The sequence below is a fragment of the Micromonospora sp. II genome (genome assembly GCF_001709195.1).
Taxonomy (GTDB): Bacteria; Actinomycetota; Actinomycetes; order Mycobacteriales; family Micromonosporaceae; genus Micromonospora; species Micromonospora chalcea.
In genome coordinates, this window is the sequence record NZ_LYXF01000018.1 from 46,816 (window position 1) to 60,191 (window position 13,376).

Annotated in this window: 13 protein-coding genes; 7 read left to right on the plus strand and 6 right to left on the minus strand. The window is 73.2% G+C overall.

All coding sequences use genetic code 11. The annotated features are described in order from the left end of the window. The first annotated feature begins 20 nt into the window (after positions 1-20). The gene (locus tag A8711_RS10390; protein ID WP_233607761.1) at positions 21-575 is read left to right on the plus strand and encodes a DUF3592 domain-containing protein; all 555 of its coding nucleotides are present in this window, start codon (positions 21-23) and stop codon (positions 573-575) included. A 9-nt stretch (positions 576-584) separates the two neighbouring features. Here the strand turns inward: A8711_RS10390 and A8711_RS10395 are convergent, their stop codons facing one another. After that, complete coding sequence (locus A8711_RS10395) at positions 585-1,205, minus strand: pyridoxamine 5'-phosphate oxidase family protein (RefSeq protein ID WP_030503779.1); 621 nt, start codon at positions 1,203-1,205, stop codon at positions 585-587. Positions 1,206-1,372: 167 nt separating this feature from the next. Here A8711_RS10395 and A8711_RS10400 point away from each other — a divergent pair, with 167 nt between their 5' ends. The 3 genes from A8711_RS10400 to A8711_RS10410 are packed head-to-tail and all read left to right on the plus strand — an operon-like array spanning position 1,373 to position 3,580. Continuing rightward, a complete protein-coding gene (locus A8711_RS10400) occupies positions 1,373-1,879 on the plus strand; it encodes a DUF2231 domain-containing protein (RefSeq protein WP_030503780.1) in 507 nt (168 codons plus the stop codon). Then, positions 1,876-2,412 carry an Hsp20/alpha crystallin family protein gene (locus A8711_RS10405; RefSeq protein ID WP_069088075.1) on the plus strand — a complete coding sequence of 179 codons (537 nt, stop codon included), beginning with the start codon at positions 1,876-1,878 and terminating at the stop codon, positions 2,410-2,412. Before A8711_RS10400 ends, A8711_RS10405 begins: the two co-directional genes overlap by 4 nt. Before the next feature lie 7 nt (positions 2,413-2,419). Next, a complete protein-coding gene (locus A8711_RS10410) occupies positions 2,420-3,580 on the plus strand; it encodes a glycosyltransferase family 9 protein (protein WP_069088076.1) in 1,161 nt (386 codons plus the stop codon). Here the strand turns inward: A8711_RS10410 and A8711_RS10415 are convergent. Both A8711_RS10415 and rfaE2 read right to left on the minus strand, forming a co-directional pair. Next, a complete protein-coding gene (locus A8711_RS10415) occupies positions 3,555-4,427 on the minus strand; it encodes a glycosyltransferase family 2 protein (protein ID WP_069088077.1) in 873 nt (290 codons plus the stop codon). The genes A8711_RS10410 and A8711_RS10415 overlap by 26 nt on opposite strands. Continuing rightward, positions 4,424-6,289: a D-glycero-beta-D-manno-heptose 1-phosphate adenylyltransferase gene (gene rfaE2 / locus A8711_RS10420; protein WP_069088078.1), complete on the minus strand. Its 1,866-nt coding sequence runs from the start codon at positions 6,287-6,289 to the stop codon at positions 4,424-4,426. The genes A8711_RS10415 and rfaE2 overlap by 4 nt, the downstream gene beginning before the upstream one ends. A gap of 119 nt (positions 6,290-6,408) precedes the next feature. Here rfaE2 and A8711_RS10425 point away from each other — a divergent pair, with 119 nt between their 5' ends. Continuing rightward, complete coding sequence (locus A8711_RS10425) at positions 6,409-6,963, plus strand: type 1 glutamine amidotransferase domain-containing protein (protein WP_043327208.1); 555 nt, start codon at positions 6,409-6,411, stop codon at positions 6,961-6,963. Between the two features lie 56 nt (positions 6,964-7,019). Beyond that, the gene (locus A8711_RS10430; RefSeq protein WP_069088079.1) at positions 7,020-8,687 is read left to right on the plus strand and encodes an MDR family MFS transporter; all 1,668 of its coding nucleotides are present in this window, start codon (positions 7,020-7,022) and stop codon (positions 8,685-8,687) included. Between the two features lie 6 nt (positions 8,688-8,693). Here the strand turns inward: A8711_RS10430 and A8711_RS10435 are convergent, their stop codons facing one another. Continuing rightward, a complete protein-coding gene (locus A8711_RS10435) occupies positions 8,694-9,185 on the minus strand; it encodes an NUDIX domain-containing protein (protein ID WP_030503787.1) in 492 nt (163 codons plus the stop codon). A gap of 100 nt (positions 9,186-9,285) precedes the next feature. Here A8711_RS10435 and A8711_RS10440 point away from each other — a divergent pair, with 100 nt between their 5' ends. Further along, on the plus strand, positions 9,286-10,920 hold the full coding sequence (locus tag A8711_RS10440; RefSeq protein ID WP_176722787.1) for a fatty acid--CoA ligase: 1,635 nt from the start codon (positions 9,286-9,288) through the stop codon (positions 10,918-10,920). A 180-nt stretch (positions 10,921-11,100) separates the two neighbouring features. Here A8711_RS10440 and A8711_RS10445 read toward each other — a convergent pair whose 3' ends face one another. Further along, positions 11,101-12,114: an NADPH:quinone reductase gene (locus A8711_RS10445; protein WP_069088080.1), complete on the minus strand. Its 1,014-nt coding sequence runs from the start codon at positions 12,112-12,114 to the stop codon at positions 11,101-11,103. A 91-nt stretch (positions 12,115-12,205) separates the two neighbouring features. Then, positions 12,206-13,342, minus strand: a complete 1,137-nt coding sequence (locus A8711_RS10450; protein ID WP_069088081.1) for a glutathione-independent formaldehyde dehydrogenase — start codon at positions 13,340-13,342, stop codon at positions 12,206-12,208. Between the last annotated feature and the right edge of the window lie 34 nt (positions 13,343-13,376).

The window sequence follows — 13,376 nt, forward strand, 5'->3', positions numbered from 1 at the left end:
GCCCCGGCGACGATGGCCGGGTGATCATCCGCCGGTCGTTCCTGATCCGCCTCGCGTGCGTACTGCTGGTGGTCGGCGGCGGCGCGTTGCTATGGCTGCCGTTCCACACCCAGATGGAGCTGGACGACTGGGCGGTGACGCTGCGCGAGCGGGGTACGCCCGCGCGGGCGGTCGTCGTCGACCAGGTGACGGAGAGCGGCGGCAACCGGAGTCCCTCGTCGAGCACCATGTACTTCAGCTACGACGTGGACGGCCGGACGCACGCGCAGGAGGTGGCCTGCTTCGAGGTGTGCCGGGCCGCCGGAGCGGAGGTGTCGATCTGGGTGAACCCGGCGGACCCGGGTGACTTCGTCACCGACTTCGGTCAGCTCAGCGGCCACCGCGGCCGGGTGCAGGGCGTCCTCGGCGTGGTCGGGCTGGCCGCCCTGGGCGTCGGGGTGGTGCTGGCCCTGTCCGGTATCAGGCGTCGGCGTGCCACCCCGCCGCGCCGCGACCGGCCGCGCCGGGTGGAGCCGGCGACGGGCGGTCGTGGGTACGTGGGCCGGGGCAAGCGCAAGCGCAACGTCCGGCCCTGACCACGGGACTCAGCGGTACAGGGTCTCCAGGTACGCCGGGCCGTAGTGGCGTTCCAGGTCGGCCAGGCTCTCCGCCGGGGCCTCCACCTCTTTGATCAGCCGGGCCCGGGTCGGCAGCACGTCCGGCTGCCAGGTCTCCGGCTGCCACAACTCGGAGCGCAGGAACGCCTTCGCGCAGTGGTAGAAGATCTGCTCGATCGCGACCTCGACGGCCAGCACCGGCCGGTGGCCCTTGACCTCCATGTCGGCGAACCACGGCGCGTCGGCGATCAGCCGGGCGCGCCCGTTGATCCGCAGCGTGTCGGTGCGGCCGGGAATCAGGAAGATCAACCCGACGTGCGGGTTGGCCAGGATGTTGCGGTAGCCGTCGGCCCGCCGGTTGCCGGGCCGCTCCGGAATCGCGATCGTGGTGTCGTCGAGCACCAGCGCGAAGCCGGGCGGGTCACCCTTGGGGGAGACGTCGCAGGTGCCGTCCGCGCCGGCGGTGGCGATCAGGCAGAACGGTGACGCGGCGAGCCACTCCCGGTCGCGTTCGTGCAGCGTACGGCGGTCCTTGGCGGCAGCGCGCGGCATCGGCGTGCCGATCAGCTCGCGTAGTTCGGCCTCGCTGGTGATCTCCCGGGTCGTCACGTCTTCCTCCCCCGTCCGTTGATCGTCACGACGGTTCCGGCCCGCGACGGGCCGCGTTCCGCCATGGTCAGCCTAGGAGAGCGCGTCGAGCGTCGGGTTTGCCCCCGAGGCCGGCGGGTAGGGACCGGTTCGCAGCGTGCGGCCGGACGTGACGGATGGAGGCCGAGATGGAGAGCCGGCTCAAGGTGCTCGGCCATCCCGTGCACCCGATGCTCGTGATGTTTCCGGTGGCGCTCTTCGTGACCGCCGTGATCTTCGACGTGGTGGACACCGTGGGCGGGCCCGGCTTCCTGGCCGAAGTCGCGTACTGGAACATCACCGTCGGTCTGATCGGCGGCCTGCTGGCCGCGGCGGCCGGGGCGTTCGACCTGCTCGCCCTGCCGGCCGGCACCCGCGCCAAGCGGGTCGGTGTCACCCACGCCGCCGCCAACGTGGCGGTGATCCTGCTGTTCGCCGCGGTCTGGGTGGTCCGGCTCAACGCCGACTCGCGGGCGGCCGGGGGCGCGCTCGTCGCCATCGAGGTGGTCGCCCTGGCGATCCTCGGCGTCAGCGCGTGGCTCGGCGGTGAACTGGTGGACCGCCTCGGCGTCGGCGTCGACCCGGAGCACGATCTCAACGCGCCCAGCTCGCTGCGACCCCCCTCGGCGACCCAGCGGATCGGAGACGCGCGATGACGGAACAGAGCGGCGGACGGGGCTGGCGTGGCCGCCAGCAGGGCTGGGACCCGATGGGCGAGCTCCAGTCGCTGCGCTCCGAGCTGAGCCGGCTGGTCGGCGGACGCTCCGGCAGCCAGGACGTGGATCTGGCCGAGACGGCGGACGGCTGGGAAGTGGTCGTCCGGCTCCCCGGTGTGGCGCCGGAGGAGGTGGCCGTCGAGCTGGACGACCGGGAGCTGTGCGTACGCGCCCGGTCGGAAGCCGAGGTCAATGCCGACCACGGCATCCCGGGCGGGTTCACCACGCGCGGCTTCGAGTACCGCGTCGACCTGCCGTCCCGGGTGGACCCGGACCGGATCGACGCGGTGATGGACCACGGCCTGCTGCGGGTGCGGCTGCCCCGGGCGGCCCGGCCCGCGCCGCGCACCATCACCGTCGGCCGCACCGGCCCGCGCGCGGGCGTCGACCGTACGCCGATGCCGGCCGACCCGGCCGCGGACCGGGAGCTGCACCACCCGGACACCGCGCTCGACGAGATCGACAGGCCGTAGGGGCCGCGTGACCAGCCCGTCGGGTGACTCCGACCCGCCGCGCCGCGACCCGGAGCCGTCGCTGCTCGGCCCGGTCGGCGAGCGTGTGCCCGACGTCGAGCGGATCGCCGTTCTGCGCGCCAACGCGCTCGGCGACTTCATCTTCGTGCTGCCGGCGCTGGACGCGCTGCGGTCGGCGTACCCGTCGGCGGAGATCGTGCTGCTCGGCGCGCCGTGGCACGCGGCGCTCTGGCGCGACCGGCCCGGCCCGGTGGACCGGGTGCTGGTGGTGCCGGCGGCGCCCGGCATCCGCGATCCGGGCCCGGGCGAGTCGCCGGGCGACGTGCCGGGCTTCCTGGCCGCGGCCCGCGCCGAGCGGTTCGACCTGGCGTTGCAGGTGCACGGCGGTGGCGCGAACTCCAACCCGCTGGTGGCGGGCCTCGGCGCGCGGGTCACCGCCGGCCTGCGGGCCGAGGGCGCGCCGCCGCTCGACCGCTGGCTGCGCTACGTCTACTACCAGCACGAGGTGATCCGCTACCTGGAGGTCGCCGCGCTGGTCGGCGCGCCCGCCACCACGATCACCCCGTCGCTGGCGGTCACCGCCGCCGACCGGGCCGAGGCCGCCGCCGTGCTCGGCGAACCCACCCGGCCCCGTGCGGCGCTGCACCCGGGCGCCACCGACACGCGACGCCGCTGGCCGCCGGAATGCTTCGCCGAGGTCGCCCGCGCGCTCACCGGCGACGGGTACGAGGTGCTGGTCACCGGCACCCCCGCCGAGCAGGAGACGGTGGACGCTGTGGTGGCGGCGGCCGGCGTGCCGGTGCGTCCGCAGGTCGGCACGCTCAGCCTCGGCGCGCTGGCCGCCGCGTACGCGGACTGCGCGCTCGTGGTCTCCAACGACACCGGCCCGCTGCACCTGGCCGCCGCCGTGGGCGCGCCGACCGTCGGGGTGTTCTGGGTCGGCAACCTGATCAACGGGGCGTCGCCGCTGCGTGGGCGGCACCGCCCGATCGCCGCCTGGACCACCCACTGCCCGGTCTGCGGCGTCGACTGCACACCCGGGATCTACCCGCACCGGCCCGGCGACGGGGAGTGCCCGCACCGGGTGTCGTTCGTGGCCGACGTGCCGGCGGCCGAGGTGATCGAGGCGGCCCGCGAGCTGCTCACACCTCCGCCGTCGACTCGCTGAGCACCACTTCCCACGCCTCCACGTCCCGCTCGGTGACTGTGGTCGGCGACTCCAGGTGGTAGGCCCCGCTGGGCAGCACGCCGGCGCCGCCGTGGCGCTCCAGCACGGCGAGCTGGGCGGCGACGTCCTCGCCCTGGTGCCGGTCGGGCAGCCGCTCCCAGAAGTCGAAGCCACCGGACTCGACCAGCTTCGTCCGGTCGTAGAGCACGCAGCCGCCGATCCAGGAGACCTTGTACGCCCGCCACTGCCCGGGCGGCAGGTTCAGCTTCTCGGTGACGTGCAGCAGGTTCGCGGCCGGGTGGATCGACGCCCGGTGCCACTCCGGCGTGCCCGGCATGATGCGTTCCGGCACCGGCCGTCCGGCCCACTCCTCGTAGTGCTGGTGCGTCTCCGGGCGGACGTCGTCGGCGTAGGAGAGCCCGTGCACCGCGTTGCCGACGAACCCGCAGCCCAGCTCGTCCAGCGCGGTCATCAGCCGGGACAGCGTTCCCGGCTCCAGCCACACGTCGTCGTCGAGGCAGAGCACCGCGTCGGCGGCCGACTGGGCCAGCAGGTAGCACCGGTGTTCGGCCAGGCCGCGACGGGGCAGCCGCCGGGTCAGCAGCACCGGATGCCCCCGGTGCCGCAGCGCCCGGACCATGGTGGCGGCGGCCGGGTGCGCGTACGCGGGTTCGCCGTCGGACTGGTCGCTGACCACCACCCCGAACCCGGGTACGCCCTCCTGCGCGGCCAGCCCGGACAGCGTGACAGCCAGTTCGGCGGGCCGATTGCGGGTGGGAATGAGCACGTCGAGGCGGCGGCACTGCCGGAACTGCCCGGGCGTGCCCGGGTCGAGCGGTCGGGTCACGCCGGCCTGCCCTCACCCACGGGGCTGTCCTCGCTCCGCTCGGTGCGTTCGCTCATGAGCGACTGGGCGCGGATCCGGTCGATGATCGCCGAGGTGGAGCGGTCCGGCACGTACCCGAGCGTGCGTACCTGCCCGCCCAGCCGCCGCACCAGCGGCGCCTCCGGCACCATCTCCGGCGGGTAGTCGCCGCCCTTGACGTAGACGTCGGGGCGGACCGCCTCGATCAGCCGGGCCGGGGAGTCCTCCTCGAAGACCACCACGTGGTCGACGCAGGCCAGCGCCGCCAGCAGCGCGATCCGGTCCTCGACCGGGTTGACCGGCCGGTCCGCGCCCTTGAGCCGGCGGACGCTGCCGTCCGAGTTGACCGCCACGATCAGCAGGTCACCGAGCGCGCGGGCCTGAGTCAGGTAGCGGACGTGCCCCGGGTGCAGCACGTCGAAGCAGCCGTTTGTGAACACCACCGACCGCCCGGCCTGCCGGTGCTCGTCCACCAGCGCGGCCAGTTCGTCGGCGCCGACCAGCGCCGGGTGCCCGCCGTCGTCCGGGCCGGTGCCGAGCGCGGCGAGGAGGTCCTCGCGGCGGCACACGCAGGTGCCGGTGTCGGCGACCGTGATGGTGGCGGCGAGCTGCGCGAGCTGGGCGGCGGTGGGCAGGCCGGCGTCGGCGGCGAGCGCCAGCGTCATGGCCGCCAGGTACGCGTCCCCGGCGCCCACCGCGTGACTGGCCGGGACCGGGGTGCTGTGGCTGCGCCGGGGCTCGCCCTCGGCGCCGCCGACCACCGCGCCCTCGGTGTCCAGGGTCACCGCCACCACGTCCGCGCCGGTGTGCGCGCGCAGCTCGGGCAGGCGCGACTCGGCCAGCACGGCCCGGTCCACGCCGGTGCCGGCGGTCGCGCTCACCGTCACGCCGGTGCCGGTGACGCTCAGCCCGTCCCCGGTCAGCGCCACCCGCTCCTCGCCGGGCGTCGGCTCGCCGGTCGGGCCGGTCGAGCCGCCGGACGTCGCTGCGGCGGGCGCGCCCGAGGTCGGGTGCGGGCTGCCCGGCGCGCGGTCGCCGGACCCGCCGGGCGCCGCGCCGACCATCAGCTCGGACGGGCCGTCGGCCTCCGCCGGGTGGTCCAGGTGCAGGTCACCCCCATTGGGTACGGCGTTGCGCTCGCCGTGTGCGAAACCGGCGGCGGCGCGGGCCAGCAGCCGGGTGGCCTCGGCGAAGCTCGGCGTCACCACAGTCGGGTTCAGTCCACGCCAGTCGGCCAGGTCGTGCGCGTCCAGCGCCACGGTGCCGTAGCGGTCCCGGTTGGCGACCAGCCAGGCGCGTACCGCCGAGGGCAGGGCGCCCAGGCCGTAGTCGCAGACCACGAGCGTGAGCGGCTGTCCCGGGGCCACCGCGCGCAGCTCCTCGGTGGCGCAGTGCAGGGCGGTCAGCAGCCGTGCCACCCCGTCGTCGTCCAGCGCGTCCTCCGGGCCGCCGGAGTCCTCACGGAGCAGGATCTGGTTGCCGGCGAGCATCCGCCGCTTCACCGGCGTGGGCCGACCGGGCTGGCTCACCGTACGGTCCCAGACCGCGGCGCGGTCCAGGCAGTCGTGCAGCTCGTCACCGGCCACGTCGGCGCCGACCGGGGCGACGAGCGCCGCCCGTCCACCGAGCGCCGCCACGTTGACCGCCGTGTTGGCGGCGCCCCCGGCCGCGGAGATCCGCCGCCGCAGGGTGAGGACCGGCGCGGGCGCCTCGCGGCAGAGCCGCTCCGACTCGGCGAACCGCCACTCGTCCAGCATGGCGTCCCCGACGACCAGCACGGGACGCTGCTGCCAGCTCGCCACCACGGTGGCCAGCCGGCGCTCTTCCGCTGCTGCTCCTGCCATGCCTCTGCGGATCCCCCCGCGCCGTCGGGCCAAACGCGACGCGGGCCACCCGGTGCGCCCGGTTTCGCCGCATCGGCCGGGGGAACGGTGCAGACATACCCCGGAGAGGAGAGAAGAGCATGGCAGCGACACTTCAGGGCAAGCGCATCGCCTTCCTGGCCGCCGACGGCGTCGAGGAGGTCGAGTACACCCAGCCCCGGGAGGCGGTGGAGAACGCCGGCGCGCAGGTCGAGCTGGTCTCCCTCGACTCCGGCTCGATCCAGGCCTTCAACCACCTGGACCACGGCAAGCAGTACCGGGTCGACGTCACCGTCAAGGAGGCGGACGCCGGCGCGTACGACGGTCTGGTCCTGCCCGGTGGCGTGGCGAACCCGGACTTCCTGCGCGCGGACCCGGACGCGGTCCGGTTCGTGAAGTCGTTCTTCGACGCCGGCAAGCCGGTCGGCGTGATCTGCCACGGCCCGTGGACGCTGGTCGAGGCGGACGTGGTGCGGGGCCGCACCATCACCTCCTGGCCGAGCCTGCGCACCGACCTCACAAACGCCGGCGCGAACTGGGTCGACAAGGAGGTCGTCACCGACAACGGGCTGGTCAGCAGCCGCAAGCCGGACGACCTGCCGGCGTTCTGCGCCAAGATCGTGGAGGAGTTCGCCGAGGGTCGGCACGCCGCCTGAGGAAAGTCACAGGCCCACCGGGGGCATGATCCGCCCCCGGTGGGATAGGAAGCGGGATGACCGCCCAGACCGCCCCGCCCGCGCTGCCCGCCCGCCAGATCCGCCTGCTGATGTTCGGTCTGATGACCGGGATGCTGCTGGCGGCGCTCGACCAGACCATCGTCGGCACCGCCCTGCCGACGATCGTGGGGGAGCTGGGCGGCATCAACCACTACTCGTGGGTGGTCACCGCGTACCTGCTGGCGTCGACCGCCTCGACGCCGCTGTACGGCAAGATGGCCGACCTGTACGGACGCCGGCCGGTCTTCCTGTTCTCGATCGGCATGTTCCTGCTCGGCTCGCTGCTGGCCGGGCTGTCGCAGGACATGACCCAGCTGATCGTCACGCGCGGCGTGCAGGGTCTCGGCGCGGGTGGGCTGATGACGCTGGCGTTCACCATCATCTCGGACGTGGTCTCGCCCCGGGAGCGCGGGCGCTACCAGGGGTTGTTCGGCGCGGTGTTCGGCGTCTCCTCGGTGGCCGGGCCGCTCGTCGGCGGTTACTTCGCGGAGACCAACTGGCGGTGGATCTTCTACATCAACGTGCCGCTGGCGATCCTCGCCATCGTGGTCTGCTGGCACGTGATGCGGCTGGTGCCGTTCGAGCGCCGGGAGCACACAGTCGACTGGATCGGCGCGGCGCTGCTGGTCGCCGGCGTGAGCTGCCTGCTGCTGGCGCTGAGCTGGGGCGGCGCCGAGTACGCCTGGGGCTCCGGCGTGATCGTCGGCCTGTTCGCCGCGGGCGCGGTGCTGGGCGTGCTGTTCGTCGTCCAGGAGGCGCGGACCAAGGAGCCGATCCTGCCGCTGCGGCTGTTCCGCAGCGCCACGTTCGCGCTGGCGAACGCGGCGGGTTTCGTCCTCGGTCTGGTGATGTTCGGGTCGATCATCTTCATCCCGCTCTACCTCCAGATCGTCAAGGGCGCCTCGCCGACGCGCAGCGGTCTGCTGATGCTGCCGATGATGGCCGGCGTCATCATCACCTCGATCGTCACCGGCCGGGCGATGAGCCGGATCGGCAGGTACAAGTGGTTCCCGGTGGCGGGCGCGGCCGTGCTGGTGGTCGGCATGCTGCTGTTCCAGCAGCTGCGGGTGGCCACCTCGCTCTGGGCCGCGTTCGGCTACATGGTGGTGATCGGGATCGGGCTGGGCCTGTGCATGCAGTCGCTGATCCTCGCCGTGCAGAACGCGGTGAGCGTGCGCGACCTGGGCGCGGGCACGTCCTCGGCCACGTTCTTCCGGTCGCTCGGCGGCTCGTTCGGCGTGGCCATCCTGGGYGCGGTGCTGTCGTCCCGGCTCACCACCGAGCTGGCCGGCCGGTTGCCGGGCGCGCTCGCGCAGCTTCCGCCGGAGCAGCGGGCCGCGGTGTCTGCAGGCGGGAACTTCTCGATCAACGACCCGGCGGCCATCCTGGCCCTGCCCGCCCCGGTACGCGCCGCCGTCCAGGCCGCGTTCGTCGAGTCGCTGCACCTGGTCTTCCTGACCACCGGGCTGATCGCGATCGTCGCGGTGCTGGTCACGCTGGCCATGCCGAACCACCAGCTGCGCGGCACCGGCCCGCAGGGCGCCACCGGCGGCGCCGACCCGATCGGCGGCAAGGCGCCGGCACCCGGTGGCAAGCCGCTGACGAAGGAGTCGAAGGAGGAGGCCGCCGCCGACATGGAGGCGAAGTCGCAGACGATGCTGTGACCGGCGTTATTTGAGGATGAGCCGGTTGGTCTGCTCGAACACGTCCAGGTCGGCGAGTGTCTCGTGGACGCTCGACGAGAGCGGGTGCGGGAAGTCCGCCGGACGGAAGAAGGCGGCGTCGGTGGTCTCGTCGGTGAACCGGTCCAGCTCGCCGTCCCACTCGTCGACCCGGAACGCGGTGGTGAAGACCTGGTACGTGTGCCCGTACATGTTGGTGTGGGTGCGGTCCGGGCCGGTGTAGAGCGCGAACGCGCTGACCCGCAGCGCCCGCAGGCCGGTCTCCTCCCGCACCTCGCGAACCGCGCAGTCGGCGATCGACTCGCCCAGTTCCATGGCGCCGGCCGGCAGCGCCCACTGGCCGTTGTCGGAGCGCTGGATCAGCAGCACCCGGGCGGCGTTGTCGCGCACCACGGCGCGGGCGCCGACGAACATCAGGGTGCGGTCACCGGCCAGGGCGCGGAGCTGCCCCACGTACGAGTCGGCCCACGAGATGCTCACCCGGACAATCTACGCATCATCCGTGATCACCTCGGTGGTTCCGGGGGGTTCCGTAGATGTGACCGCCGCCACTACGTTGTTACCCATGCGTAGCACGATGATGGACGCCCCCCTTCAGGTCGCCCGGATCCTCGAACACGGCTCCACCGTGCACGGCGCGGCGGAGGTGGTCACCTGGACCGGCGCCGAACCGCGCCGGATGACGTACGCGGAGGTCGGCCGCGCCGCCGCCCGGCTGGCCCACGCGCTGCGCGACGAGTGCGGCGTGACCGGCGACGAGCGGGTCGCGACGTTCATGTGGAACAACAACGAGCACCTGGTGGCGTACTTCGCCGTGCCGAGCATGGGGGCGGTGCTGCACACGCTCAACATCCGGCTCTTCCCCGACCAGGTCGCCTACATCGCCAACCACGCCGAGGACCGCGTGGTGCTCGTCGACACCACGCTCATCCCGCTGCTCGCCCGGGTGATCGGCGAGATGACCACCGTGGCGCACGTGGTGGTGGTCGGCGGCGGCGACCCGGCCCCGCTGCTGGCCGCCGCCGGTGACCGGATCACCGTGCACCACTGGGACGCGCTGCTGGCCGACCGCCCCGACCACTTCGACTGGCCGGAGGTGGACGAGCGGGACGCGGCCGCGCTCTGCTACACCTCGGGCACCACCGGCCACCCCAAGGGCGTCGCCTACTCGCACCGCTCGATCTACCTGCACTCGCTCCAGGTCTGCATGCCGGAGGGCTTCGGGCTCGGGCCGAACGACCGCGAGCTGGCCATCGTGCCGATGTTCCACGCCATGTCCTGGGGCCTGCCGTACGCGGCCTTCCTCTCCGGCGCCTCGCTGATCATGCCGGACCGGTTCCTCCAGGCCGAGCCGATCGCCGCGATGATCGCCGCCGAGCGCCCCACGCTGGCCGGGGCGGTGCCGACCATCTGGACCGACCTGCTGGCCTACCTGGACGCGCACGAGGTGGACCTCTCCTCACTGAAGGAGGTCATCGTGGGCGGGTCGGCGTGCCCGCCGGCGCTGATGCACGCCTTCCACGACCGCTACGGCATCGACGTCATCCACGCCTGGGGCATGACCGAGATGTCGCCGCTGGGCTCGGTGTCCCGGGCGCCGGCCGGCGCGACCGGCGACGACGCCTGGCGTTACCGCTACACGCAGGGCCGCGTACCGGCGGGCGTGACCGCGCGGATCGTCGGTCCGGCCGGTGAGCCGCTGCCCGCGGACGGGACGTCGGTGGGCGAGCTGGAGGTGCGCGGGCCGTGGGTGACCGCCCGGTACATCGGCGACGACGTGCCGGAGGAGGAGAAGTTCCGGGACGGCTGGCTGCGGACCGGTGACGTCGGCACGCTCTCGCCGGACGGCTACATCACGCTCACCGACCGCGCCAAGGACGTGATCAAGTCGGGCGGGGAGTGGATCTCCTCGGTCGAGCTGGAGAACGCCCTGATGGCGCACCCGGCGGTGCTGGAGGCGTGCGTGGTGGGCGTACCGGACGAGCGCTGGGACGAGCGCCCGCTGGCCACCGTCGTGGTTCGCGAGGGCGCCTCGGTGACCGCCGAGGAGCTGCGGGACTTCCTGGCCGGCTCGGTGGCCCGCTGGCAGTTGCCGGAACGCTGGGCGTTCATCGACGCCGTGCCCAAGACCAGCGTCGGCAAGTTCGACAAGAAGGTGGTGCGCTCGCGGTACGCCGACGGCGGGCTCGACGTACGGGAACTGACCGCGTCGTAACGTTTCGGGGCGTACCGTCGCCTACACGGGCAGGAACACGTTTCCAACGGGCATTCCTCCCAGAGGGCGGCCCCGGCGTTCGCACCGCGCCGGGGCCGCCCGTCCGTTACGGGCTGACCCGCACCGTCATTGTTGCGAAACTTGTTCGCGTCTGTCCGGCTGTCGGGGAAATCCGGTCACCTACTCGTCCGCGGTGGTGACCAGCACCTTGCCCACCACGCTGTCCTGCACCGCCTGCTGCGCGGCAGCGGCGTCCGCCAGCGGATACCGGTGCAGCGGCAGCCCGGCGTCCTCACCGACCCGGATCGCGCCCTGCGCCACCGCCGCCGCGATGTCGGTGACCGCCTGCGCCTTGGCGACCTTCGGCGCGGTGTAGATCAGCACGAACTGCCAGCGCGCGTTCGGAACCATCAGCGGCCGGATCGGCAACGTGATCTCGTCGCCGCCGTCGTCGGCGTACACGCAGACCGCCCCGCCGGTACGCAGCATCCGCACGTCGGCGGCGGCGTTGCGGGCGGCGGAGACCTCGACGATCGTGTGCACCCCGTCGGGCGCGACCTTGCGGACCTCCTCGACCACGTCCTGCTCGCGATAGTTGATCACGAAGTCGGCCCCGGCCGCCGCCGCTAGCTGCGCCTTCTCCGGGCTGCTCACAGTCGCGATGACACAGGCGTCGGCCCAGCTCGCGAGCTGGATCGCCGCGTTGCCCACCGCGCCCGCGCCGCCCTGCACCAGCACCACATGGTCGCTCAGCGCGCCCGCGTGCAGCTTGTCCGGCATGTACTCACCCGCGGTCAGGCAGCGGTGCGCCGTCATGAACGGGATGCCGAGCGCCGCCCCCAGATCGAACGACGCCGGACCGAGCGGCACCGCGTGCCGGACCGGAACCAGCGTGTACTCCGCGGCGGTGCCCCACGGCCGCTGCCACGCCGCCTCCCACACCCAGACCCGCTCGCCGATCAGCGTCCGGTCCACGCCCTCACCGACCGCCTCGACCACCCCGGCGCCGTCCTGGTGCGGAATCTGCCAGCCGCTCGGCAGCGACCACGCCTGCCGGGCCTTCCAGTCGGTCGGGTTCACCCCCGACACGGCCATCCGCACCAGCACCTCGCCGGGGCCGGGCTCCGGCACGGGCCGCTCGACCACCTGGAGCACCGAGGCGTCCCCGCTGCGCTCGTACACGATCGCCTTCATCGCCGTCCCTCCGCCGTCCTTCCGGGTGCGCTACCCGGCAGCCGCCCGAACATGCGGCCCCGGGCACACCCGGCCACCGTACGACGGCTCGTCAGGCGGCCGGCTTGAGCACGACCTTGGAGTAGCCCGGCTCGCGGCGGTCGAAGCGCTGGTACGCCTCCGGCGCCGCGTCCAGCGGCAACTCCTTGCTCACCACGAAGCTCGGGGTCGCCCGCCCCGCCATGATCAGGTTTCGCAGGTACGCATTGTAGGTCTTCACGTTCGCCTGCCCGGTGCCGATCCGCAGGCCCTTCTCGAACAGCTTGCCCACCTTGAACAGCAGCTCACCCCAGGCGGAGTGCTCGTCCGGGGCGCCCGGGTCCGCCGAGAGGTAGAGCCCGACCACGCCGATCGCCCCGGTCGCGCGCACCACCTCCACGAGCGTGTTCAGCACCAGCGCCGGCTGCTCCTCGCCGCTGGGCGCGGACGCCTGGTATCCCACCGCGTCCACGCCGTGATCGGTCCCCACCCCGGCGGTCTGGTCCCGGATCTGCTCGACCGGGTCGCCCGCGCTGAAGTCGATCGGGGTGGCGCCGATCGACTCGGCCAGCCGCAGCCGGTCCGGCACCCGGTCCACCACGAACACCTCGGACGCCCCGATCAGCACCGCCGAGTACGCCGCCATCAGCCCGACCGGCCCGCCGCCCATCACGGTCAGGTTCTCGCCCGGCCGCAGCCCGGTCATCGCCACCCCGTGGTAGCCGGTCGGGAAGATGTCGGCGAGCATCGCGTAGTCGTTCTCGTGTTCGGTGCCGGGCGGCAGCTTCAGGCAGTTGAAGTCGGCGAACGGCACCCGCAGGTACTCCGCCTGCCCACCCCGGTACGGCCCCATCGACACATAGCCGTACGCGCCGCCGGCGAAGCCCGGGTTCACCGTCAGGCAGAACCCGGTGCGCTGCTCCCGGCAGTTGCGGCAGAACCCGCACGCCACATTGAACGGCATCGAGACCCGGTCACCCACGCGCAGGCTCGTCACGCCCGGCCCGGTCTCGACGATCACGCCCATGTTCTCGTGGCCGAACACGATGCCCGGTTCGGCGGCCGTCCGTCCCTCGTACATGTGCAGGTCCGAACCGCAGATCGCGGTCGTCGTGACCTGGACGACCACGTCGTTCGGATCCTCGATCCGCGGGTCGTCGACCTCGTTGACGGCCACCTCGTGCGGCCCCTCGTACACCACAGCCCTCATGTCACCGACCGTAGGCCGGGTGGTGGCGGCGGGT

What these genes read in the sequence shown, in the direction of transcription:
- A8711_RS10400 (WP_030503780.1), top strand. Translation starts at nt 1,373, where the DNA reads ATGGAGAGCCGGCTCAAGGTGCTCGGCCATCCCGTGCACCCGATGCTC.
- A8711_RS10405 (WP_069088075.1), top strand. Translation starts at nt 1,876, where the DNA reads ATGACGGAACAGAGCGGCGGACGGGGCTGGCGTGGCCGCCAGCAGGGC.
- rfaE2 (WP_069088078.1), bottom strand. Translation starts at nt 6,289, where the DNA reads ATGGCAGGAGCAGCAGCGGAAGAGCGCCGGCTGGCCACCGTGGTGGCG.
- A8711_RS10425 (WP_043327208.1), top strand. Translation starts at nt 6,409, where the DNA reads ATGGCAGCGACACTTCAGGGCAAGCGCATCGCCTTCCTGGCCGCCGAC.
- A8711_RS10440 (WP_176722787.1), top strand. Translation starts at nt 9,286, where the DNA reads ATGGACGCCCCCCTTCAGGTCGCCCGGATCCTCGAACACGGCTCCACC.
- A8711_RS10445 (WP_069088080.1), bottom strand. Translation starts at nt 12,114, where the DNA reads ATGAAGGCGATCGTGTACGAGCGCAGCGGGGACGCCTCGGTGCTCCAG.
- A8711_RS10450 (WP_069088081.1), bottom strand. Translation starts at nt 13,342, where the DNA reads ATGAGGGCTGTGGTGTACGAGGGGCCGCACGAGGTGGCCGTCAACGAG.